Source organism: Aquabacterium parvum (genome assembly GCF_001447195.1).
GTDB lineage: Bacteria > Pseudomonadota > Gammaproteobacteria > Burkholderiales > Burkholderiaceae_C > Aquabacterium > Aquabacterium parvum.
Genome location: NZ_LFRI01000103.1, coordinates 43,408 through 65,639, shown reverse-complemented (window position 1 = coordinate 65,639; position 22,232 = coordinate 43,408). Strand labels below are relative to the sequence as shown.

21 protein-coding genes are annotated in these 22,232 nt (G+C 64.1%); 19 read left to right on the top strand and 2 right to left on the bottom strand.

Annotation, left to right across the window (positions count from 1 at the left end):
- Window positions 1-2 precede the first annotated feature (2 nt).
- Window positions 3-923 (bottom strand): dTDP-4-dehydrorhamnose reductase, encoded by a 921-nt coding sequence (gene rfbD / locus ABG80_RS04140; RefSeq protein ID WP_058086509.1) that lies wholly within the window; start codon window positions 921-923, stop codon window positions 3-5.
- Window positions 920-1,993: a dTDP-glucose 4,6-dehydratase gene (rfbB, locus tag ABG80_RS04135; RefSeq protein WP_058086508.1), complete on the bottom strand. Its 1,074-nt coding sequence runs from the start codon at window positions 1,991-1,993 to the stop codon at window positions 920-922. Before rfbB ends, rfbD begins: the two co-directional genes overlap by 4 nt.
- A 345-nt stretch (window positions 1,994-2,338) precedes the next feature.
- On the opposite strand from rfbB, the gene xrtB reads away from it, so the two are divergent.
- The 19 genes from xrtB to ABG80_RS04040 all read left to right on the top strand — a co-directional run bounded on the left by xrtB (window position 2,339) and on the right by ABG80_RS04040 (window position 22,221).
- Complete coding sequence (xrtB, locus tag ABG80_RS04130) at window positions 2,339-3,265, top strand: exosortase B (protein ID WP_058086507.1); 927 nt, start codon at window positions 2,339-2,341, stop codon at window positions 3,263-3,265.
- 27 nt (window positions 3,266-3,292) lie between these two features.
- Entirely contained in the window at window positions 3,293-4,720 is a 1,428-nt protein-coding gene (epsF, locus tag ABG80_RS04125; protein ID WP_058086506.1) for a chain length determinant protein EpsF, read from the top strand.
- A 14-nt stretch (window positions 4,721-4,734) separates the two neighbouring features.
- On the top strand, window positions 4,735-5,613 hold the full coding sequence (locus tag ABG80_RS04120; protein ID WP_058086505.1) for a polysaccharide biosynthesis tyrosine autokinase: 879 nt from the start codon (window positions 4,735-4,737) through the stop codon (window positions 5,611-5,613).
- Between the two features lie 24 nt (window positions 5,614-5,637).
- A complete protein-coding gene (gmd, locus tag ABG80_RS04115) occupies window positions 5,638-6,768 on the top strand; it encodes a GDP-mannose 4,6-dehydratase (RefSeq protein ID WP_058086504.1) in 1,131 nt (376 codons plus the stop codon).
- 11 nt (window positions 6,769-6,779) lie between these two features.
- On the top strand, window positions 6,780-7,709 hold the full coding sequence (gene fcl / locus ABG80_RS04110) for a GDP-L-fucose synthase (RefSeq protein ID WP_058086540.1): 930 nt from the start codon (window positions 6,780-6,782) through the stop codon (window positions 7,707-7,709).
- A 5-nt stretch (window positions 7,710-7,714) separates the two neighbouring features.
- Complete coding sequence (epsI, locus tag ABG80_RS04105; RefSeq protein ID WP_058086503.1) at window positions 7,715-8,416, top strand: exosortase-associated protein EpsI, B-type; 702 nt, start codon at window positions 7,715-7,717, stop codon at window positions 8,414-8,416.
- 10 nt (window positions 8,417-8,426) lie between these two features.
- Window positions 8,427-9,308, top strand: coding sequence for a glycosyltransferase family 2 protein (locus ABG80_RS04100; protein WP_083505795.1), 882 nt, complete (start codon window positions 8,427-8,429; stop codon window positions 9,306-9,308).
- A 24-nt stretch (window positions 9,309-9,332) separates the two neighbouring features.
- Window positions 9,333-10,040 (top strand): acylneuraminate cytidylyltransferase family protein, encoded by a 708-nt coding sequence (locus ABG80_RS04095; protein ID WP_200964250.1) that lies wholly within the window; start codon window positions 9,333-9,335, stop codon window positions 10,038-10,040.
- A gap of 3 nt (window positions 10,041-10,043) precedes the next feature.
- Entirely contained in the window at window positions 10,044-10,979 is a 936-nt protein-coding gene (locus ABG80_RS04090; RefSeq protein WP_058086501.1) for a phosphoglycerate dehydrogenase, read from the top strand.
- A complete protein-coding gene (locus ABG80_RS04085) occupies window positions 10,976-11,719 on the top strand; it encodes an SDR family NAD(P)-dependent oxidoreductase (RefSeq protein WP_058086500.1) in 744 nt (247 codons plus the stop codon). Before ABG80_RS04090 ends, ABG80_RS04085 begins: the two co-directional genes overlap by 4 nt.
- Before the next feature lie 30 nt (window positions 11,720-11,749).
- Window positions 11,750-13,183 (top strand): hypothetical protein, encoded by a 1,434-nt coding sequence (locus tag ABG80_RS04080; RefSeq protein WP_058086499.1) that lies wholly within the window; start codon window positions 11,750-11,752, stop codon window positions 13,181-13,183.
- On the top strand, window positions 13,176-14,372 hold the full coding sequence (locus tag ABG80_RS04075) for a hypothetical protein (protein WP_058086498.1): 1,197 nt from the start codon (window positions 13,176-13,178) through the stop codon (window positions 14,370-14,372). Before ABG80_RS04080 ends, ABG80_RS04075 begins: the two co-directional genes overlap by 8 nt.
- 4 nt (window positions 14,373-14,376) lie before the next feature.
- On the top strand, window positions 14,377-15,627 hold the full coding sequence (locus tag ABG80_RS21850; RefSeq protein WP_058086497.1) for a glycosyltransferase: 1,251 nt from the start codon (window positions 14,377-14,379) through the stop codon (window positions 15,625-15,627).
- Window positions 15,614-16,453 (top strand): glycosyltransferase, encoded by an 840-nt coding sequence (locus ABG80_RS04065; protein ID WP_058086496.1) that lies wholly within the window; start codon window positions 15,614-15,616, stop codon window positions 16,451-16,453. The genes ABG80_RS21850 and ABG80_RS04065 overlap by 14 nt, the downstream gene beginning before the upstream one ends.
- A 15-nt stretch (window positions 16,454-16,468) precedes the next feature.
- Complete coding sequence (locus ABG80_RS04060) at window positions 16,469-17,977, top strand: O-antigen polymerase (RefSeq protein ID WP_152987447.1); 1,509 nt, start codon at window positions 16,469-16,471, stop codon at window positions 17,975-17,977.
- Between the two features lie 62 nt (window positions 17,978-18,039).
- A complete protein-coding gene (locus ABG80_RS04055; RefSeq protein ID WP_058086539.1) occupies window positions 18,040-19,344 on the top strand; it encodes a glycosyltransferase WbuB in 1,305 nt (434 codons plus the stop codon).
- Entirely contained in the window at window positions 19,341-20,498 is a 1,158-nt protein-coding gene (locus tag ABG80_RS04050) for a glycosyltransferase family 4 protein (RefSeq protein WP_058086494.1), read from the top strand. The genes ABG80_RS04055 and ABG80_RS04050 overlap by 4 nt, the downstream gene beginning before the upstream one ends.
- Window positions 20,479-21,060, top strand: a complete 582-nt coding sequence (locus ABG80_RS04045; RefSeq protein ID WP_058086493.1) for a putative colanic acid biosynthesis acetyltransferase — start codon at window positions 20,479-20,481, stop codon at window positions 21,058-21,060. Before ABG80_RS04050 ends, ABG80_RS04045 begins: the two co-directional genes overlap by 20 nt.
- Window positions 21,061-21,066: 6 nt before the next feature.
- Window positions 21,067-22,221, top strand: a complete 1,155-nt coding sequence (locus tag ABG80_RS04040; RefSeq protein WP_058086492.1) for a glycosyltransferase — start codon at window positions 21,067-21,069, stop codon at window positions 22,219-22,221.
- The last annotated feature ends 11 nt before the right edge of the window (window positions 22,222-22,232 follow it).

The window sequence follows — 22,232 nt, the reverse complement described above, 5'->3', positions numbered from 1 at the left end:
GATCACTTCCCTGAAATCTCGGTGAGCATGCGATCGACCCCGACCTGCCAATGCGGCAGGCTCAAGCCAAAAGCCGCCTGGATCCGGCAGGTGTCCAGGCGGGAGTTGTGTGGACGCTTCGCGGGCGTGGGGTAAGCCGTGGTCGGCACGGCTTCGATCGCGTCGGCGGCCACCTTCACCGGCAGGCCGTTGGCACGCGCCCATTCGATGACGTGGCTGGCATAGGCATGCCAGGTGGTCTCGCCCGATGCCACCAGGTGGTACAGACCCAGGCGAGCGTCGCCGCCAGGCTGGCTCACGCTGCGGATGGCATGCGCCGTGACGTCGGCCAGCAGATCTGCGCCAGTGGGTGCGCCATGCTGGTCGGCGATCACCTTCAGCGCGTCGCGCTCGGCCGCGAGCTTGAGCATGGTTTTGGCAAAATTGCCACCGCGCGCCGCATACACCCAGCTGGTGCGAAAAATCAGGTGTCGGCAGCCGCTGGCTTGCACCAACTGCTCGCCTTCGAGCTTGGTCTGGCCATACACGTTCAGGGGCGCGGTGGGTGCCGATTCGTCGCGCGGCGCGTCGCCCGAGCCATCGAACACATAGTCGGTGCTGTAGTGCACCAGCAAGGCACCGTTCTCGGCTGCGGCTTGCGCCACCAGGCCCGGCGTCGTCGCGTTGATCAGGCGCGCCACATCGGGCTCGGCCTCTGCCTTGTCGACGGCCGTGTGGGCCGCCGAGTTGACGATCACATCAGGCCGCACGCGTCGCACGATCTCGGCCACCTGTGCCGGGTCGGTGAAATCGGGCTTCAGCTCGGGCGCCTCGGCTGGGCCAGGGGTGTTGAAGTCGAGTGCCACCAGCTCACCCAAGGGCGCCAGCGAGCGTCGCAGCTCCCACCCGACCTGGCCACCACAGCCCAGCAGCAGGATCTTCATGCACGCTCCGCGTAGTTCTGCGCGATCCAGTCGCGGTAGGCACCCGAGCGCACGGTGTCGATCCACTCGCCGTTGTCCAGGAACCATTGCACCGTCTTGCGGATGCCCGAGGCGAAGGTCTCGGCCGGCTGCCAGCCGATGTCGCGCTGGATCTTGGTCGGGTCGATCGCGTAACGGCGGTCGTGGCCGGGGCGGTCCTTCACATAGGTGATCAGGCTTTCGTATTTCGAACCATCGGCGCGCGGGCGCAGCTCGTCGAGGATGCGGCAAACCGTGTGCACCACGTCGATGTTGCGGATCTCGTTGATGCCGCCCACGTTGTAGGTCTCGCCCAGCGTGCCCTTTTCCAGCACCTGGCAGATGGCCTCACAGTGGTCGCGCACGTACAGCCAGTCGCGGATGTTCAGCCCGTCGCCGTACACCGGCAGGGGCTTGCCCTCCAGCGCGTTGAGGATCATCAGCGGGATGAGCTTTTCCGGGAAGTGATACGGCCCGTAGTTGTTGCTGCAGTTGGTCGTCAGCGTGGGCAGGCCGTAGGTGTGGTGGTAAGCCCGCACCAGGTGGTCGCTGCCGGCCTTGCTGGCCGAGTACGGGCTGTTGGGGGCGTAGGGTGTGGTTTCCGAGAAAGCCGGATCGGCGTCACCCAGCGAGCCGTAGACCTCGTCGGTGCTGACGTGCAGGAATCGGAAGGCGGCCTTGTCGGCCTCGTTCATGGCGCCCCAGTAGGCGCGCACCTCTTCCAGCAGGCAGAACGTGCCCACCATGTTGGTGTGGATGAACTCGCCGGGGCCGTGGATGGAGCGATCGACGTGGCTCTCGGCCGCAAAGTGCAGGATGGCTCGCGGCTTGTGTTGCGCCAAGGCAGCGCGCACGGCATCGCGGTCGGCGATGTCCGCCTGCACCAAGGTGGCCTGCCCAGACTTCAATGGGTTGGCGATGGTGTGGGGGTTGCCGGCGTAGGTCAGCTTGTCGAACACCACCACCGGCTCGGCCTGTTCGCCGTGGCGCGCCAGCCAGTGATGGACGAAATTTCCGCCGATGAAGCCGGCGCCGCCAGTGATCAGGATCATGGGCGCGGAGTATGCCACCACGCCCTGTCTTGGCCGAGTGCGACAGGCGTGCCGACCAGACCAGCACCCACCTCACTTGAGCGGTACCCAGGGGTGCTTCCCATGTCAAGCTGTCACGCAGTCCCTTTACACTTGGCCCGCCATGAAACGGGGCGCGGAACGCTCAGTCAGGGGGGTGTGCCAAGGAACTTGCGGGAGGAAACGCAGTCTACCCACCTCTCGCAACCCGCGCCACCCCAACCAACCAGCTCTTGCCTGACCGCCCAACCGCCTCAACCCGACCCCTCGTCGGTTTGGCAGAACAGGGTGAGCAGGCGAGCCTCCTGTCGATCGACCCGTGCACCCATGAGTACGTCTTCGTCTTCGCTCCAAGCCCCCGCGCAGCCCGCCAGCGCGCCAGCAGGCAACGCCATCCCGCTCATGGAGCTGATCGCCCTGGCCATCGGCCTGCTGGCGATGTACGTCCCGACGTACATGAAACTGGACGCCCAAGTCTGGTCGCAGGAAGGTCAGGGGCACGGCCCCGTCATGCTGGCCCTGACCATCTGGCTGGTCTGGAAGCGTTGGCCAGACCTCATGGCGGCCCCGGATCAAAACAAATTCATTCCGGCCAGCCTGTTCATGCTCGTGGCGGTGTTTTTTTACGTCATCGGCCGCTCACAGGACTTTCCGGAATTTGAGGCCTCCTCCCAGATCCCCCTGGTGATCGCCATCTTGCTCAGCCTCAAGGGTTGGCGCGGGGTCAAGATCATGGCCTTTCCCATTTTCTTCCTCATTTTCCTGATCCCCCTGCCCCAGATCCTGGTCATGGTGGTGACCGCGCCCCTGAAAATGGGCGTCTCTGTTGTGGCCGAGGCCGCCCTGCACGCCGCCGGCTACCCCATGGGCCGCACGGGCGTAACCCTGAGCATCGGACAGTACCAACTCCTGGTCGCCGATGCCTGCGCCGGCCTGAACTCGATCTTCGCCCTGGAAGCCATCGGCGTGTTCTACATGAGCATGATGGGCTACACCAACCCGAAGCGAAACATCTTGATTGCGCTGCTGATCCTGCCGATTTCCTTTGCCTCCAACGTGATCCGCGTCATCACCCTGGTGCTGGTCACTTACTATTTCGGCGACGAGGCTGGCCAGGGTTTTGTCCACGGGTTCGCCGGGATCATGCTTTTCATGATCGCGACGATGTTGACCGTGGCCACGGACACCCTGATCGGCCGCTTCATCCCTGGCAACAAGGAAGAAGAAGCCCAGCTCACCGCCCAAAAGGCGTGAGGTTGTACACCCAACGATTGACAGAACATGTCACCTAGTCAGCTCCTGATCATCTTCAAAGCCCGCTGGCGCATCATGCTGGCCGTCTTCCTGGCGGTGGTCCTCACCGTCCTGGCCGGCGTCCTGCTGCTGCCCAAGAAGTACACGGCTTCGGCCTCGGTGCTCGTTGACGTCAAGTCACCCGACCCGATCGCCGGCATGGTGCTGCCTGCGATGTTGACCCCCGGCTACATGGCCACCCAGATGGACCTGATCCAGAGCGAACGGGTGGCGCGAGGTGCGGTGCGCGCCCTGCGCCTGACCGAGAGCACGGAAATGCGCGCTCAGTGGCAAGAGAAGACCTCAGGGGTCGGCTCCTTCGAGGCCTGGTTGGCTGGTTTGCTCCAGGCCGGTCTGGAAGTGCGCCCGTCTCGCGAGTCCAGCGTGATTTCGTTCTCCTACGAAGCCGCAGATCCCGCCTTTGCGGCAGCGATCGCGAACGCTTTCGTGCAGAGCTACATCAACACCACGCTGGAGTTGCGCATCGAGCCGGCTCGCCAGTTTGGCGCGCTGTTCGAATCTCAAGCCAAGTTGGCGCGTGAGCGCCTGGAGGCAGCCCAAGGCCGCTTGTCCGCTTATCAAAAGGAAAAGGGCCTCATCGCAACCGACGAGCGCCTGGACGTCGAAAACGCCCGCCTCAATGAGCTGTCTTCACAACTCGTTGCAGTGCAGACCATGAGCGCCGAAGCCAGCAGCCGCAAGGCAAAGGCCAGCAGCAGCAGCCAGGAAGTGCTCAACAACCCCGTGGTCTCGACGCTCAAAGCCGAGATGTCCCGGCAGGAGGCACGCCTGAAGGAGCTGAACTCTCGCCTCGGATCGGCTCACCCCCAGGTCATCGAAGCACAGGCGAGCATCAACGAATTGCGCGACCGCATCGCCGCCGAAGCCAGCCGCGTGAACACCAGCGTGGCCATCAACAGCGCTGTGAGCCAACAGCGTGAAGCCCAGATCCGCGAGGCCCTGGAGCAACAGCGCGAAAAGATCCTCAAGCTCAAAGAGCAACGCGACGAGGCATCGGTGCTGCTGCGCGATGTCGAAAGCGCCCAGCGTTCTTACGAGACCATCAACGCACGTTTGAGCCAAGTGGCCATTGAGGGCCAGAGCAACCAGACGAACGTCTCGGTCATCAAGCAGGCCATGCCGCCCTCCGAGCCCTCCTCGCCTCGCATCATGATCAACATGGTCCTGGCCGTGTTGGCTGGCGGCATGCTGTCCGTGATCGTGGGCCTGTTGCTGGAAATCCGCGATCGCCGCCTGCGCACCGACTTTGACGTCACGGAGCTGCTGGAGCTGCCGGTGCTGGGCTCGATCCCCACGCGCAACAAGCCTGAACCCCGGGCCCTGCCGTGGCGCAAGAAGACCGCCACCGACACCGAATCGCGCACCCTGCCCGAACTGACCGCCCCCCGCAGCTAAAGGCCGTTCACGACATGATTCCGACCCCCAATCCGGGCGCAGCACCCCAACGCCCTGCCGAGAAGTCCATCGGCGACATCATCCGTGATGCCAACAACCTGAGCCCCGAGCAGGTCGAGGAAGTCCTCGTCTACCAGCGCGAACACGGCGTCAAGTTCGGCGAAGCCGCTGTGGCCCTGGGCCTCGTCAAGCGCGAAGACGTGCTGTGGGCCCTGTCGCAACAGTTTCATTATCCGTATTCACCATCCACGGCTGAGCAGAAGATCAGCGAAGAACTGGTGGCCGCGTCCCACCCATTCAGCGAGTCGGCCGAAGCCTTCCGCGACCTGCGCAGCCAGCTCATCTCCACCGTTTTCTCTGGCGAAGGCAAGAAAAAGGCGGCAGCCATCATCAGCGCGGCCACAGGCGACGGAAAGTCCTACCTGGCGGCCAACCTGGCGGTGGCGTTCAGTCAGCTGGGTGGACGCACGCTGCTGGTCGACGCCGACATGCGCTCGCCTCGCCTGCACGAGCTTTTCAACATCAAGAGCAAGGTCGGCCTCAGCGGCATCCTCTCGGGACGATCGGCCAGCAACGTCATCCGCCCGGTGCCCGACCTGCCCAGCCTGTTCCTGTTGCCCGTTGGCGTGACCCCGCCGAACCCGCTCGAGCTGGTCCAACGCCCGGCTTTCGGGCTCTTCATGAAAGAGCTTCTCAACAAATTCGACTACGTGATCGTGGACACCCCTGCCGCCTCGGCCGGCTCCGACGCCCGCGTGATCGCCGCCGCGTGCGGTGCCGCCGTGGTGGTGGCCCGTCGCGACACCAGCCGCACCGACGACATGAAAAAGCTCATCACGTCGGTCAAAAAATCTTCCGTGAGCATTGTTGGCGTCGCCGTCAACGAGTTTTGATCCATTCCTTCCAGCAGCAGCATCATGAGTAAAAAAGTCGCATTGATCACAGGGGTGACCGGCCAGGACGGCGCCTACCTTGCCGAGTTCCTGCTCAAGAAGGGCTACGAGGTGCACGGCATCAAGCGCCGCTCCTCGCTGTTCAACACCGACCGCATCGACCACCTCTACCAGGACCCGCACGTCGACAACCGCAACTTCGTGCTGCACTACGGCGACCTGACCGACTCCACCTCGCTGGTGCGCATCGTTCAGAAGGTGCAGCCTGACGAGATCTACAACCTGGCGGCCCAATCGCACGTGGCCGTCTCGTTCGAAGAGCCCGAGTACACGGCCAACTGCGACGGCATCGGCGCCCTGCGCCTGCTCGAAGCCATCCGCATCCTGGGCCTGGAAAAGAAGACCCGCTTCTACCAGGCTTCCACCTCCGAGCTGTACGGCCTGGTGCAAGAGATCCCCCAGAAGGAGACCACCCCCTTCTACCCGCGCAGCCCGTACGCCGTGGCCAAGATGTACGCCTACTGGATCACGGTGAACTACCGCGAGGCTTATGGCATGTACGCCTGCAACGGCGTGCTGTTCAACCACGAAAGCCCGCTGCGTGGCGAGACCTTCGTGACCCGCAAGATCACCCGCGCGATCGCCCGCATTGCACTGGGTCTGCAGGACTGCCTGTACCTGGGCAACATGAGCGCCCTGCGTGACTGGGGTCATGCCAAGGACTACGTCGAAATGCAGTGGCTGATGCTGCAGCAGGACAAGGCCGAAGACTTCGTCATCGCCACTGGCGTGCAGTTCAGCGTGCGCCAATTCGTCGAGTTCGCGGCCAAGGAACTGGGCGTGACCGTCGCGTTCGAAGGCGAAGCCGAACAGGAAGTCGGCCGCGTGACCAAGGTCGAGCCGGTCAATGGCGAGATGCTGGCCAAGTGCAAGGTCGGTGACGTGATCGTGCGCGTCGACCCGCGCTACTACCGTCCGACCGAAGTCGAGACCCTGCTGGGCGATCCGACCAAGGCCCGTGAAAAGCTGGGCTGGACGCCCAAGATTTCCCTGCCCGAGCTGGTCAAGGAAATGGTCGAAAGCGACTACACCTCGGCCAAGCGCGACAGCCTGGTCAAGTCGGCCGGCTACCAGGCCTACGACTACCACGAGTGAGCCCGCGCGCCATGGACAAGAACGCCAAGATCTTCGTCGCGGGCCACCGCGGCATGGTGGGCAGCGCCATCGTGCGCCGCCTGCAAGCCGCCGGCTACTCCCAGGTGGTCACCCGCAGCCGCAGCGAACTCGACCTGCTGAACCAGGCGGCCGTGCACGCCTTCCTGGCCGAGCAGAAGTTCGACTACCTGTTCATCGCAGCGGCCAAGGTGGGCGGCATCCACGCCAACAACACCTACCGCGCCGATTTCCTGTACCAGAACCTGGTCATCGAAGCCAACCTGATCCATGGCGCTCACCTGGCCGGCACGCAAGCCCTGATGTTCCTGGGCTCGAGCTGCATCTACCCCAAGCTGGCCCCACAGCCCCTGAAGGAAGACTGCCTGCTGACCGGCCCCCTGGAGCCCACCAACGAGCCCTATGCCATCGCCAAGATCGCTGGCATCAAGCTCTGCGAGGCCTACAACCACCAGTTCGGTCGCCAGTACATCTCGGTGATGCCCACCAACCTGTACGGCATCAACGACAACTACGACCTCAACAACAGCCATGTGCTGCCCGCCCTGATCCGCAAGGCCCACGAAGCCAAGCAACGTGGTGACCGCGAACTCGTGGTCTGGGGCACTGGCACGCCCATGCGCGAGTTCCTCTACGCAGACGACCTCGCCGACGCCTGCGTGCACCTGATGGAAAAGGGCTACGACGGCCCGCTCGTGAACATCGGCACCGGCACCGACGTGACCATCCGCGAGCTGGCACAAACCGTGATCGAGGTGGTCGGCTTTGCTGGCGACCTGACCTTTGACACCAGCAAGCCTGACGGCACACCCCGCAAGCTGATGGACGTTTCGCGCCTGAGCGGCCTGGGCTGGCGAGCCAGCACCACGCTGAAAGACGGCATCGCCCTGGCCTACCAGGACTTCCTGAGCAAACAAGGTTGAGCCCCATGAGGATCCGTGCCTTCGTTCTGACCGGTGTGATGGTGGCGGCTGCCGCCACCGCCATCGCCCTGACGCCCAAGCAGCTCTACGCACCCGGGCAAAAGCCTGAAACCTCACTCGAGGAGCTGGTGCCCAAGTCCTTCGGTGCCTGGTACCTGGAGCCTGCGGCCGTTCAGCAGATCGTCAACCCCGAGGTGCTGGCCTCCTTGGCGCGCTACTACACCGACAACCTCTCGCGCACCTACGTCAACGACAAGGGCGAACGCGTGATGCTGTCGCTGGCTTACGGTGCGGACCAAAGTCGCGCCATGCAGGTGCACAAGCCCGAGGTTTGCTACGTGGGGCAGGGTTTTGTCATCGACACGCCCGCCAAGGGCAGCACCTTGGTCGAGGGCGGCAAGCTCGACATCCCCAACATGCGCCTGGTGGCCAAGCTCGGCCCCCGCAACGAGCCGATCACCTACTGGATCCGCTCGGGCGACTACCTGGTTCGCGGCTGGTTCGAGCAGAACGTGGCCCGCGTCAAGAACGGCCTGATCAAGGGCTACACGCCTGATGGCCTGCTGGTGCGTGTGTCGACCATCGACACCGACAAAGAACAAGCGTACAAGCTGCAGGACCGCTTCATCGCCGACCTGATCGCGGCCTCACCCGCCAAGACCCGCGCCATGCTGCTGGGCAACGAGGCCGACCTGGTCAAGCAGTGATCCCCCTGTCATGAAGGTCAGCATCGTCATCCGCACGTACAACGAGCAAAAGCACCTGCGTGCCCTGCTCGAAGGCATCCAGAACCAGCACCGCGATGGCATCGAGATCGAGACCGTGATCGTGGACTCCGGCTCCACCGACAACACGGTCAAGATCGCCAATGAGTTCCCGACCCGGGTCGTGCCGATCAAGAAGGAAGAGTTTTCCTTTGGTCGGTCGCTGAACATCGGGTGCGCAGCCGCGACCGGCGATGCGCTGGTGTTCGTCAGCGGCCACTGCATCCCCACCGGCCCGCGCTGGATCGCCGATCTCGTGGCGCCGCTCGGCAAGGACGACATCGCCTACACCTACGGTGGCCAGGTGGGCAACGAAGACAGCCACTTCAGCGAGTGCCAGATCTTCGGCAAGTACTTCCCTGCTGTCTCCAAGATCCCGCAGAAGGGCTTTTACTGCAACAACGCGAACGCCGCGATGCTCAAGTCCGTCTGGGTCGACCACCCCTTCGACGAGGAGCTCACCGGCCTGGAGGACATGCACCTGGCCAAGCGCCTGGTGGCCTGCGGGCACAAGATCGCCTACGTGGCGCCCGCTGCGGTCTACCACCTGCACAGCGAGAGCTGGACGCAGGTGCGCCGCCGTTTCGAGCGCGAAGCCATCGCCCTGCAATACATCATGCCGGAGGTGCACCTGAGCTGGGCCGACGTCTCGCGCTACTTCTTCAGCGCCGTCTTCCTGGACCTGGGCGCGGCCCTGCAGCAACGCTGCATGCGCCAGCACTTCAAGGCCATCCTGACCTACCGCTTCATGCAGTTCACCGGCTCCTATCGCGGCAACCATTTCCATCGCCGCATGTCGCGTGAGCACAAGGAAAGCTATTTCTATCCCCGTTGAGTTTTTTCTCAAGGCATTGCTGTCATGACTTCCCAAAAACCCCGCATCGTCGCGCTGCTGCCTATGAAGGCCAACAGCGAGCGCGTCAAGGGCAAGAACTTCCGCCTCTTCAATGGCAAGCCGCTGTTCCAGTGGGTGCTCGACACGCTGTTGAGCGTTGAAGAGATCGACCTCGTCGTCATCAACACCGATGCTCGTCACATCCTTGCCGAGAACGGCCTGGTCGACCGCGAGCGCGTGCTCATCCGCGACCGCAAGCCCGAAATCTGCGGTGACTTCGTCAGCATGAACCTGGTGCTGGGTGATGACGTGGCCAACGTCCCCGCCGACATCTACCTGATGACGCACACCACCAACCCGCTGATGACGGCCGACACCATCCGTCAGGCGATTGCCCTGCAAAAGGAAGGCATGGCCAGCGGCGCGCACGACTCGGTGTTCACCGTCAACAAGCACCAGACACGCTTCTACCGCGCCGACATGAGCGCGGTGAACCACGACCCCAAGAACCTGATCCGCACGCAGGACCTCGAGCCCTGGTTCGAAGAGAACTCCAACCTCTTCGTCTTCACCGGCCAGAGCTTTGCCGCCGCCAACGCCCGCATTGGCCTGAAGGCCCGCATGCTGGAGCAGCGCAAGACCGAATCCATCGACATCGACGACGCCGAGAGCTGGGAGATGGCCGAAGCCATGTCCATGTACGTCGCGCGCAACGCAAGCAAGGGAGCCTGAGCCATGAAAGTCCTCGTGACCTGCCCCCCGATGCTGCGCATGATCGACGAGTTCCGTCCGATCTTCGCCAAGGCCGGCGTCGAGCTGACCACGCCCAACGTGGTCCAGACCCTGAGCGTCGAAGAACTCAAGCAGCTCGTGCCCCAGCACGACGGCTGGATCATCGGTGACGACCCCGCCAACCGCGAGGTGTTCACCGCTGGCAAGGCCGGCAACTTGAAGGCCGCCGTCAAGTGGGGCATCGGCGTCGACAACGTCGACTTCGCCGCCTGCAAGGACTTGGGGCTCCCCATCATCAACTGCCCGAACATGTTCGGCGGCGAGGTGGCCGATGTGGGCATGTCCTACATCTCGGCGCTGGCGCGCGAGACCTTCCAGATCGACCGCGGTGTGCGCAACGGTGAGTGGCCCAAGCCCCGTGGCCTGTCGCTGTCGGGTCGCACCCTGGGCCTGGTGGGCATGGGCGACATCGGTCGCAACCTGGCCCGCCGCGCGCTGGCCAGCGACATGAAGATCGTCGCCTACGACCCCTTCTACAAGGAAACGCCGCCGGCAGGCGTCGAGATGGCCCCCTGGCCACAGCGCATCGGTGAGGCCGATTTCATCGCCTTCACCTGCGCGCTCACGCCCAGCAGCCACCACATGCTCAACGCCGACGTGCTCAAGCAGGTCAAGCAGGGCGTGCGCATCGTCAACGTGGCCCGCGGCCCGCTGATCGATGAGCCCGCGCTGATCCAGGCGATGCAGGACGGTGTCGTGCACTCGGTCGGTCTCGATGTGTTCGAAGTCGAGCCGCTGCCGATGGACTCGCCGCTGCGCAGCATGCCCAACACCATCTTCGGCTCGCACAACGGCTCGAACACCGTTGACGGCGTCATCCGCTGCAGCCTGCACGCGATCGACACGCTGTTCGGTTTCCTGGGGGTGGCCAAGGCATGAGCACGCATGGCGAGCGCGTCGCGCTGATCACCGGTGCCGCTGGCGGCATCGGGCGCGCGCTCGTCGCTGTGTTCGAAGCCCAGGGCTGGCGGGTGGTCTCCACCGACCGCGTGGCGCTGGACCGCGCCTCTCACGTGGTGGGCAGCCTCGCTGACCTCTCCAGCCCTGACACGCCTGGTGGTGCCGCGCTGATCGCCGCGCTGCGTGCCGAAACGGGCGGCGAGCTCTCGGCCATCGTGCACAACGCAGCCTTCCAGGTGGTCAAGCCAACGGACGAGCTTTCGCCCGAAGACTGGCAGACCACCCTCAACGTCAACCTGATGGCGCCCTTCTGGCTGACACAGGCCTTCCTGCCGGAATTGAAGGCGCGTCATGGCAGCGTGCTGGCCATCTCCAGCATCCATGAGCGCCTGACCAAGCCCGGCTTCGTGGCATATGCCACCAGCAAATCGGCGCTGTCGGGCATGGTGCGCGCCATGGCGGTTGACCTGGGCGGACAGGTTCGCGTCAACGCCATCTGTCCGGCTGCCATCGGCACCCCGATGCTCAAGGCCGGCTTTGACGGCCAACCGCAAGCGTTTGCACAGCTTGAAGCTCACCACCCCATCGGTCGCATCGGCACACCCGAAGAGGTCGCCGAGCTGGCAGCCTTCGTGTGTTCGGACCGCAGCCCCTTCATGACCGGCGCCTGCCTGGACCTGTCTGGTGGCATCAGTGGTCGCCTGCACGACCCGGTGTGACCCCAGCAGGTCACGCCTGAGTCTGATGTCATGAAGCCCTTGCTCCTGCGCCTTTGGCACTCTCCCACCTTCACCACCTGGGGCAGCCTGGGCACTCGGTTGTTGTCCGTCGTGCTGGTGCTGCCGCTGGTGCTGGTGAAGTTCTCCCCGGAAGAAATCGTCATCTGGCAGTTGTTCGCCACACTGGCCACCCTGCTGTTGCTGCTTGATTTCGGCCTGGCGCCCACGTTCTCTCGCTTGCTTTCCTACGCCAACGGCGGCGCCAGCGTGGAGGACTTGCGCCAGATGAAAACGGTCAAGGCTCGTGCCCAAACGACGACCAACACCCAGACGCTTGGTGTGGTGTACGGAACGCTCCACTGGCTCTACCTTCGCTGCGGCCTCGTTGCCACTGGACTGCTTTGCATCGGTGGCACCCTCGTGCTGCTCAAACCGGCCTCGGCCCTGGCAGACCCCCGCGATGCATGGCTGGCGTGGGCCCTGGTTGCCACAACATCCCTGGGCGCTGTATGGGGGCAGGTATTCGGCTCGGCCCTGCAGGGGCTGAACCAGATTGCGGTGATGCGTCGTTGGGAAATCCTGACCGCCATGGGCCAGATTTCTTGCTCGTTCCTGGTGCTCGTGCTTGATGGCGGGCTGCTGGCCCTGGTCGTCAGCAACCAGGCCTGGTTGGTTTTCAATGCCCTGCGCCTTCGGCGCCTGCTCTACGCGACCCACCCGGAGCTGCGGCTTGCCCCTCACAAGCCCGAGCCCGCCATCATGAAAACGCTGTGGCCAGCGGCCTGGCGCAGCGGCGTCGGCATGTTGATGAGCAATGGCGTGGTGCAACTCAGTGGTGTGCTGTACAGCCAAGTGGCGCCTGCAGGAGAGGTGGCGGCTTACTTGCTCGCATTGCGCATCATGACGGTGGTCACCCAGTTCAGCTCGGCGCCTTTCTACAGCAAGCTGCCAACCCTGGCCGAGATGCACGCCCGCGGCCAGCGACAGGAGCAGCTTCAATTGGCTCAACGCGGCATGGCCCTGTCGCTGTGGGTTTACGTTGCTGGCGCCATCGCCGTGATGTGGGGCTTGCCATGGGCACTGCAGTTCACGGGAAGCCAAGTGAGCTTCGTTTCCGAATCCTTCTGGTGCCTGATGTCGTTCGCGTTCCTGGTGGAGCGCGTGGGTGCCATGCACATCCAACTCTACAGCCTGACCAACCACATCGTCTGGCACATCGCCAACGGCGTCACCGGTGTGCTGTTGATCGTCCTGGCTTTCGCTTTCTATCGCTGGCAAGGCGCCATCGGCCTGCCGCTGGCCATGCTGGTGGTCAACCTGGCCTTCTACAGCACTTACGCCATCTGGCATTCGTCAAGGGCGTTCGACTTCGGCGCCCTGTCCTTTCAGAAGGGCACGTCGCTCGGGCCCCTGGTCCTGCTGACCGGCATGTCCGCCCTCGCCATCCACTGGTTCCATGGCTAAGTTCACCTCATCCCTCAAAGCAGCCATCAAGGGCACCTTCTCGGCCCTGGTGCATGCCTTCGCAGGCTCGCAGCGCAGCTCTCGCGTCAGCATCGTCGCACCCCATGCCACCCCTGACGAGATCAAGGAAGTGACGGCTCGCGCGGCGTACTTCTTTCCGCAGGCCCGCGCCGACATCCGTGTCACGCGCCACTTCGGCCTGGGCACCTTGCTGTCGCCGGCTCCAGTTCTGCTCTTTGGCACCACCCTCGATGACCTGCCAGGTTGGGCACGCTTGCACGGCGGCATCTTCAACGTGGACCACGTCCGCAACCCGATGGACGGCTGGAGCTGGTGCGAAGCAGGCACCTACGTCCATGGCATCCAGGACCAGGACGTCGCGCAGGCGCGGTTGCTGCAACACATCCAGGCCATCAAGGCCCAAGGCTTCGAGCGCTGCACCGTGTTCGGCACCGGCCCCTCGCTGGAGCGGGCACGTGGGCGCGACTGGCAGGACGGCGCTCGCGTGGTCTGCAACACCATCGTGCGAGACGCCGAGTTGTGGCACCACATCCAGCCGCACATCGTCGCGGCCGGGGACGCCATCTACCACTTCGGCTTCACCGAATTCGCCCGGGCCTTTCGCAAAGACCTGCATGCGCGCCTGGGCGAGTCGCCCGACGTGCTGTTTGTCTACCCAGACTACTTCGACTTCATCGTCAGGCGCGAGTTCAGCGCCTACGCGAACCGCCTGGTGCCCATCCCCAACGGCACGCAGACGCGCGTGCACGACGACCTCGCGGTCAACTTTTCGCTGCCCCCGCTGGGCAATGTGCTCAACAAGCTCTTGCTGCCGCTGGGCTGCAACCTGAGCAAGCACGTGGGCCTGTGGGGCTTTGACGGCCGCGCGCCGAAAGACCAGCTGTTCTGGTCCAACTCGCAAAAGCAGAGCTACACCGAGCTGATGCCCACGCTGCAGGCCGCACACCCTGCGTTCTTCGACCACTTCGTGCCGCGAGAAAACCCCGAGAAGTACGTGCAGTCTGTACACGGCGACGTGCTGGAGTACCTGCTGTCGCAAGCCGAGCAGGATGGCTGGACCTTCACGATGCTGCACCACACCTGGACCCCCACCCTGGCCAAGCGCATGGACGCTGCGGCACGGGCCGAGTCCGAGGTGGTGATGCAAGCCATGCAGAAAGCGAGCTGAGCGCATGAGTGCCGCATCCACCCCGCTGCGCCTCGTGGTGGTCTACCACGAGCTGCCTTACCCGATGAACCACGGCGGTCGCCTCGATGTCTGGCGCCGCCTGCAGGCCCTGGCCGCGCAAGGGGTGCTGATCCACCTCGTTTGCTGGCGCAACGCAGCGCTGGGCGAAGAGGTGCCGGCGGCCGACTCGCCCATGCGGCAGGTGCTGCATTCGCTCACGGTGCTCGACGAAAAAGGCAAGTTCGCCAACTCGCACCTCACCCTCGGCCTGCCCGGCTATGCTCGCCGCCGCCTGCTGACAACGGCAGACTGGGCCCAGGTCCAGGCTGACCTGAAGGGCTTTGACCCCCAAGCCTTGTTGCTGGAAGGCCCTTTTGCCTACTCGGCTGCGCAGCAGATCGCCAAGGCCTTCGAGCTGCGCATCGTCTACCGGTCCCACAACATCGAGTCCCGCTACGCACGCTTCATCCACGAGCGGGCCAAGGGCATCAAAGAGCGGGTCAACACCTGGCTCAACGTCCAGGGCATCGACGAGCTCGAAGAGTCGATTTTTTCAAGCTCCGCCTGGTATTTCGATTGCTCGCCGGATGACGCCAAGCATTGGCACGCGCGCGGCCACCGCCACGGTGAATGGTTGCCCCTGGTGGTCGAGCAGAACTGGGCACAGCGTGTCAGCCAGGAAGCCGATTGGTCACCGGGCTATCACGTGGGTTACCTGGGCAACCTCTACCAGCCCAACAACGTCGAAGGCATCGTGTGGTTCCTCGACAAAGTTGTGCCTCAACTGCGCCAGCGCTTGCCCGACCTCAAGGCCTTCATCGCTGGGTCGCGTCCGTCCCCGGAGGTGCGTGCAGCGGCTGAAAGAGCGGGGGTCGCCTTGATCGAGAACCCGCCAGAAGCCGAGCCCATCTTGCGCAGCGCTCGCGTCCTCATCAACCCGGTTTTTGCCGGCAGTGGCGTCTACACCAAGTGCATCGAGATGCTCTTCACACCGGCCGGGCTGGTGGCAACCCCCATCGCGATGACCGGTCTGGCCGAAGCGGGGCAGCAATGCTTTGGCATCTCGGACGACCCCGCCGTGTTCGCCGATCTGATCGTGCAACGCCAGGCTGGTGCCGCAGGCCAGAAGGAACAGCGCGATGCGGCGCGTGCTTGCTATGACGGCCGTCGCATCGGGCGAGTGGTCGAGGTGCTCAGGCAAGCATCGCAAGGCCCCATCTCGCACGCGACAGGAGAAGCGCATGCGCCCGCGTAAGTTCACGGTCGTCACGCCTTGCTACAACGCGCGGGCCTTCCTGCCGGAGACGATCGCATCGGTCCTGAACCAGAGTGCCTTCCTCGAAGGCCGAGCCGAGCTGCAATACATCATCGTGGACGGCGGCTCCCAAGACGGCACACCAGAGTACCTGGCCTCGCTGAACGACCCGCGCATCACCTGGATCAGCGAACGTGATCGGGGCATGTACGACGCCGTGGCCAAAGGGTTCGAGCGCTCAACCGGCGAAGTGCAGTCCTACATCAACGCCGGGGACATGTACTTCCCGTGGGCATTCGATGTCGTCGCTGAATCCCTGGAAGACCCGGAGGTGAACTGGCTCACCGGGCTTTCCGTGTTGCGCAATGAGCGGGGCCAGGTGTTCCAGGTCGAACGCACCCGGCGTTACTGGTCGGGGCTGATCCAGCGCGGCGCCTACGGCCCACGTTTGCCCTACATCCAGCAAGAATCGACCTTCTGGCGCAGCAGCCTTTGGTCCAGCGTGGACGTGCCACGCCTGCGGCAGCTCAAGCTGGTGGGCGACTATTACCTCTGGGTGTGCATGTCGCGCCAGAACCAGCTGCTGGCGGTCAACAGTGCGCTGGCCGCCTTCAGCATCCAACCCGGTCAGCTGTCAGAGGCCAAGGACCGCTACTTCGCGGAGCTGACGCAGGTTTGCGATGGTCCGCTGTCGCTGTCGGACCGCGCCCTCATCCTGGCGGACAAGGTCCTGGCCAGCCTGCCCCCCTTTGCCATCAGGGCGCTGGGCTACGACAATGCCATCCGGTTCGACCAGGGCAGCAAACAATGGGCGCGCACACGGTGAGCCACACGCGAGGACATGCTTATGAATGAAATGGGGTATGTGCTGGCGGCGCTGCTGTTGTCGCTGGTGTTGATCCGCCGCGGCATGCTGAAGCTGAGCCGCCAGAACGTGGTCTGGTACACCGATCCGGTCGTGCTGTTGACGGGCACCTGGGTGATCCAGAGCATCGCGTACGCGCTGCCGATCTTCATCAACCGCGAGCACGTCGAGGCGCGGCACATCCTCTACATCCTGCTTTGCCACACCGCCTTCCTGATCGGGGTGCTGCTGGTGCCCCGCGCCAGTCGTCCCAAGGACGCTGCCGCAGATGAGTTGAAGATCACTTTGCCGATGTTGGTTGCGATTGGCCTGATCGGCCTGTTCGGCACCTTCTCGGCCATCTACGACGGCCTGGCAACCAGCAAGGTGGGGTTGTGGCAACGCCTGAGCGGCGAGGGGCTGGAAACCATCCGCGTCGAAAAGGTCGCCAACGCCATGATCTTGCGAGGCGGGCCGCTGGCGTCCTTTGAGTTCCTTGCATCGGCCTCGACCGTCTACGTTTGCCTGATCACCGCAGGCGTGGCAACCAAGCTCAACCTCAAGCGATGGCAGTTCCGCGTGCTGATCGCAGGTGCGCTGCTGTCCATCCTGATGGTGGCGTTCAACGCGCTGATGATTCAGGGCGGGCGTTTGGGCATCATCCTGCTTGTGCTGGGCGCGGTGATGGGCGCGATGATGGACCCGCAGCGCTCCATCTTTCGCTTCATCGATCGAAGCCTGGGTCGGGCCAAGGGCGCGGTCTACACCTTGCTGATTTTCGGTGCGGCGGCCTTGGTCTGGTTTTTCGCCACGGCCTTCATCAAGGACCGTGGTGGCGAGACGCCACCCATGGTGTCGCTCTACCAATACCACCGGGCATCGCCGACCCCTCTCGTCGAGGAGCTGATCGGCAACACCGAAGAACTGCAGTACGCGCTGCTGAGCTTCAGTTACGTCACGGTGCCCTTGACCACCTTGGTCTACTACTACGACATGCCCAACGGGCAGTTCCCCGGCCCGTATTGGGGACAGTACAACTTCACCGGGCCTGCGACCTTCGCCATGCGGCGCATGGGCAAGGTGCGAGATCAGATGACCATCCAGGACATCCGCATGGAAGCGACCCGCTACCTGCGCGTCATGGGCTATGGCGACAACGTCTGGCCGACCCTGTTGCGCGACCTGGCCCTTGACGTGGGTTGGACGGGTGTGCCCCTCATCATGCTCTTGTTGGGCTTCTTCGCCGAATGGGTGATGCGCAGCGCCAGGCAGGACGGCAACTTCCTGCAAAAGGTGTTGGGGCTGCTCACCGGCGTGCTGCTGATTTTCTCCATCGCGCACAGCCTGCTCATCGTGGAAACGTTCCAGAAAGCGTTCTGGGTCTGCTTTGCCCTGCTGATCTACCTGCGCGTCTCCGCAACACTCAAGCCCGCCAAAACACCAGCCAGCGATTTGCGGCATGAACATGCCAACGGGTCGTCGAACACGGTGATTTCCTCGTCATGATCCGCGCATCACACCCCCCATCGCCCGACGACCGCCATCGCGCATCGGTTGCTGGCGCTCGCGTGAGCCCCCCTGGCACAGAGACAGAGCAGCCCGCCTTCTCGGTCCTGTTGTACGGCCTGAACTACGAGCCTGAGCTCACGGGCATCGGCAAGTACTCGGGTGAGATGGCGCGCTGGCTGGCCCTTCGTGGACACCAGGTTCAAGTCGTCACGGCACCGCCTTACTACCCGGAATGGGCCATCCGCGAGGGCTATGTGGGATGGCGCTACAGCACGGACCAGGCGCTGTCGCAGGACAAGCTGCGCGTGCTGCGCTGCCCGCTTTGGGTGCCGCACAAGGTCTCGGGCAAGACGCGCATGCTGCACCTGATCAGTTTTGCCATCACCAGCTTCCCGGCGTTGCTTTGGCAGAGCCTGCGGCAACGGCCATCGGTGATCATGCTGGTCGTGCCCACGCTGGCTTGTGCCCCGGGCGCATGGCTGGTGGGCAAGCTGACCAGGACCCCCGTGTGGCTGCACGTCCAGGACTTCGAGGTGGACGCCATGCACGCCATGGGACTGGGTGGGCGGGGCAAAACACTGCAAAGCCTGGCCCTGGGGATCGAGTCCTGGTTGATGCGCCGCTTTGACCGCGTCTCCAGCATCTCCCAAAAGATGGTGGAACGCCTGGCGCAAAAAGGCGTCGATCCACGTCGGATCGTCGAGTTCCCCAACTGGGTGGACGTCTCGACCATCCACCCTTTGCACACCCCGCGCTCGCTCAACCCCTGCCGACAACTGGCAGGACTGCCTGAAGGTGCCACCGTGGTTCTGTACGCCGGCAACCTGGGGCAAAAGCAGGGGATCGAAGTGGTCCTGGATGCGGCCAGGGCGTTGCAGGCAGAGCCCCGGATCCAGTTCGTCATGGTGGGCGCTGGTGCCGCCGAAGCCACGCTCAAGGCCCACGCGGCCGACCTGAAGAACGTGCGTTGGCTGCCCTTGCAACCGCTCGAGTTGCTCAATGACTTGCTCAACATGGCTGACATCCATGTGTTGCCCCAAAGGGCCGATGCAGCCGACCTGGTGATGCCATCGAAGCTCACCGGCATGCTCGCCAGCGGCAAGCCCGTGATCGGCACGGCCACGCTGGAGACCCAGCTGGGCCAGGTCCTGGCGGAATGCGGCGTGCGCGTCGAACCGGGTGACGCAGCGGCGCTGACTGCCGCCATCCGAGCGCTCGCCAGCTCTCCTCAGGAACAAGCTCGCCTCGGTGCCATGGGCCGCCAGCATGCACTCGCGCACCTGTCGCACGAGGCCGTGCTGGGCAAGTTCGAACAAGCCGTGCACGCACTGATCAAGTCGCAACCCGCAGAGGTCACCACATGAAACCAGTGGCTGTCCTGATGGCGTCTTACTCACCTGGGTTCCCGGCGGAGCACCTCGGCGCCACCAAAAAAATCGAGTTGGTGGCCAAGCTGCTGCAGCGCATGGGCTACGAGCTGCACTACGTCGACAGCGGGCACCCCGAGCAACGACTGGCTCAGCCAGTGCAAGGCCAGGCGGCGGTGGTGGGCGAGTCGGCGGTGACCCTGTGGCGCCCGGCATGTTTGCCGCATCGCAAGGTCGGCAAGCTGTTCAATGTGCTGCACGCGGGCTCGCTCATTGACGAGCTCGCCCGTCGCAAACCGCAATTGATCTGGCTGTACAACTCCTACGCCTTCGAGGCACGCTGGGGCATGGCGCTGCAGGCGCGCACAGGCGCGCGCTTGATCCTGGAACTCGAAGACCTGCCACTGGCTCGCCATCGCGGACTCAATCCCAAGCCGCACCTGGATCAGTGGTACTTCCAGCGCCTGCTGCCTCGCGCAGACATGGTGACGTTCGTCAACGCGGACCTCATGCAGCAGTACGCGTCGCGCGTGCGGCAAAGTTTCTTGCTTCCCTCGGTCCTGCAAGATGCCATCGCCACCTTGCCAGACCGACAACGGTTCTCCAGTGCCACCCATCGACTCGGCTACTTCGGTGGACTGGAAGTGGACAAGGGCGCTCAGACCCTGCTGGAGCTGGTGCCCCGCATGCCTGAGCGCTGGAAGCTTGTCGTCACCGGTGTCGGCAGCCTGACCGATCGGCTTCGCGAGGTCGCCGAGCGTCACCCGGATGCGATCGAGTTCCACGGCGCGGTCGCACACCGAGATGTCATCCGCTTGATGTCGGGTTGCGATGCCATCGTCAACCCACACGCCGCCATCACCGAGATGGACAACGGCGTGTTCCCCTTCAAGGTTTGCGAAGCGCTGGCCAGCGGCGCCCTGCTGATCACCACGCCATTGCCAGCGATCGACCTCGACCTGGCCGGCCACATCGAAACCTTCGACGGCTCCGTCAACGAGTTGGTTCACGCCATGCAGCGCGCACCGGCGCTCTACGCGCGCCGCCACGCCGAGCTATCCGCCCTGCGTCATGCGGTTTGCCAACGCTACGGCGAGACCGCCGTCTTCGAACGATTCAACCAGGCCCTGCATGCGCTCGAACAACCTTGATGTCCAGGACCTGGCGCGCTTCAAGCTGCCGCCAGGGTTTCGGGGCCGCCCTGGCTGGTACGTGCAGCTGTGGTGGCTCGTGCAAGCCACGCTGTTTCGCTGGTCGCCGCAGTTCGCCTACGGTTTCAGGGCGATGCTGCTCAGGGCCTTTGGCGCCAAGGTGGGGCCACACACGGTGATCCGCCCCACCGTCACCGTCACCTACCCCTGGAAAGTCACCATCGGTGAACGGGCCTGGGTCGGCGACGACGCCATCCTCTACAGCCTCGGGCCCATCGTCATCGGCGATCACGCCGTGGTCTCGCAACGCAGTCACCTGTGTGCGGGCGACCACGATCACGAGCAGGTCGACTTCCCCATCCGGGGTCGGCCCATCACCATCGGCTCACAAGCCTGGGTCGCGGCGGACGTGTTCATCGCCCCCGGCGTGACCATCGGAGAGGGTGCAGTCATCGGCGCGCGCAGCTCGGTGTTTGGCGACATGCCACCGCGCATGCTCTGCGTTGGCTCGCCCTGCCGCCCCGTCAAACCCCGAGTGGGTGGCCAAGCCCCCCTGAAGTAAGTCAACATGAAATTGCTGCATGTCCTGCCGTCCGTCGACCCCCGCACCGGCGGGCCGGTGGAAGGGGTCAGACAAATGGGGGCCATGCTCAGGTCCTGGGGTCACACCGTCGAGGTCGCGTGCCTGGACGAGGCAGGCTCCGATTGGCTGGCGTCGTTTCCCCTGCCCGTGCATGCACTGGGCCCCGCCAAAGGACACTACCGCTACTCGCCCAGGCTCGTGCCTTGGCTGCGCGAGCACGCCCCCCACTACGACGCAGTGATCGTCGACGGGCTGTGGCAGTACAACGGCTTTGGCACCTGGCGTGCCCTGCGCGGATCGAAGACACCCTACTTCGTCTTCAGCCACGGCATGCTGGACCCGTGGTTCAAGCGGCACTACCCGCTCAAGCACCTCAAGAAATGGCTGTACTGGCCCTGGGCGGAGTACCGGGTCCTGCGCGACGCCGCTGCCGTGATCTTCACGTGTGAAGAAGAACGCATCCTCTCGCATGAATCGTTCTGGTTGTACCGCTGCACGCAGGAAGTCAGCGCCTTCGGCACCCGCCTGCCCCCTCAGGACGGCGAGGCATTGCGCGAGCGCTTCCTGACACGCTTTCCGCAATACAGAGACCGGCGCATCGTGCTGTTCCTGGGGCGCATGCACGAGAAAAAGGGCCCCGACCTGCTCGTGGAGGCCTTCCTTGGGCTGGCGCGGCAGCACCCCGATGTCGACCTGGTCCTGGTCGGTCCTGACGACGAGGGCCTGTGCCAGCCTTTGCTCAAGATGGCCCAGGACAGCGGCATGGCCGAGCGCGTGCAGTGGCTCGGCATGCTCTCGGGCGACGACAAGTGGGGGGCATTCCACGCAGCAGACGCTTTCGCCCTGCCCTCGCATCAGGAGAATTTCGGCATCGCCGTGGCCGAGGCCATGGGTTGCGGCAAACCTGTGCTGATCTCCAACAAGGTCAACATCTGGCGGGAAATCGAAGCGGGCGGCGGCGGCATCGTGGGCGATGACACGCTGGCAGGCACAACCGGCACGCTCAAACGCTGGCTGGAGATGCCAGCGCACGCCAGCGCAGAGATGGGGAAAAAGGCTCACGCGACCTTTCTCGAACATTTCACCGTCGAGGCCATGGCCCGTGGTGTCATGGACATCGTTGCTCGACATCGGCGCTGACACCTTTGCAG

Excerpts from the sequence above, each read along its gene's own strand:
- rfbD (WP_058086509.1), bottom strand. The coding sequence starts at position 923 with ATGAAGATCCTGCTGCTGGGCTGTGGTGGCCAGGTCGGGTGGGAGCTG.
- rfbB (WP_058086508.1), bottom strand. The coding sequence starts at position 1,993 with ATGATCCTGATCACTGGCGGCGCCGGCTTCATCGGCGGAAATTTCGTC.
- xrtB (WP_058086507.1), top strand. The coding sequence starts at position 2,339 with ATGAGTACGTCTTCGTCTTCGCTCCAAGCCCCCGCGCAGCCCGCCAGC.
- epsF (WP_058086506.1), top strand. The coding sequence starts at position 3,293 with ATGTCACCTAGTCAGCTCCTGATCATCTTCAAAGCCCGCTGGCGCATC.
- ABG80_RS04120 (WP_058086505.1), top strand. The coding sequence starts at position 4,735 with ATGATTCCGACCCCCAATCCGGGCGCAGCACCCCAACGCCCTGCCGAG.
- gmd (WP_058086504.1), top strand. The coding sequence starts at position 5,638 with ATGAGTAAAAAAGTCGCATTGATCACAGGGGTGACCGGCCAGGACGGC.
- fcl (WP_058086540.1), top strand. The coding sequence starts at position 6,780 with ATGGACAAGAACGCCAAGATCTTCGTCGCGGGCCACCGCGGCATGGTG.
- epsI (WP_058086503.1), top strand. The coding sequence starts at position 7,715 with ATGAGGATCCGTGCCTTCGTTCTGACCGGTGTGATGGTGGCGGCTGCC.
- ABG80_RS04100 (WP_083505795.1), top strand. The coding sequence starts at position 8,427 with ATGAAGGTCAGCATCGTCATCCGCACGTACAACGAGCAAAAGCACCTG.
- ABG80_RS04095 (WP_200964250.1), top strand. The coding sequence starts at position 9,333 with ATGACTTCCCAAAAACCCCGCATCGTCGCGCTGCTGCCTATGAAGGCC.
- ABG80_RS04090 (WP_058086501.1), top strand. The coding sequence starts at position 10,044 with ATGAAAGTCCTCGTGACCTGCCCCCCGATGCTGCGCATGATCGACGAG.
- ABG80_RS04085 (WP_058086500.1), top strand. The coding sequence starts at position 10,976 with ATGAGCACGCATGGCGAGCGCGTCGCGCTGATCACCGGTGCCGCTGGC.
- ABG80_RS04080 (WP_058086499.1), top strand. The coding sequence starts at position 11,750 with ATGAAGCCCTTGCTCCTGCGCCTTTGGCACTCTCCCACCTTCACCACC.
- ABG80_RS04075 (WP_058086498.1), top strand. The coding sequence starts at position 13,176 with ATGGCTAAGTTCACCTCATCCCTCAAAGCAGCCATCAAGGGCACCTTC.
- ABG80_RS21850 (WP_058086497.1), top strand. The coding sequence starts at position 14,377 with ATGAGTGCCGCATCCACCCCGCTGCGCCTCGTGGTGGTCTACCACGAG.
- ABG80_RS04065 (WP_058086496.1), top strand. The coding sequence starts at position 15,614 with ATGCGCCCGCGTAAGTTCACGGTCGTCACGCCTTGCTACAACGCGCGG.
- ABG80_RS04060 (WP_152987447.1), top strand. The coding sequence starts at position 16,469 with ATGCTTATGAATGAAATGGGGTATGTGCTGGCGGCGCTGCTGTTGTCG.
- ABG80_RS04050 (WP_058086494.1), top strand. The coding sequence starts at position 19,341 with ATGAAACCAGTGGCTGTCCTGATGGCGTCTTACTCACCTGGGTTCCCG.
- ABG80_RS04045 (WP_058086493.1), top strand. The coding sequence starts at position 20,479 with ATGCGCTCGAACAACCTTGATGTCCAGGACCTGGCGCGCTTCAAGCTG.
- ABG80_RS04040 (WP_058086492.1), top strand. The coding sequence starts at position 21,067 with ATGAAATTGCTGCATGTCCTGCCGTCCGTCGACCCCCGCACCGGCGGG.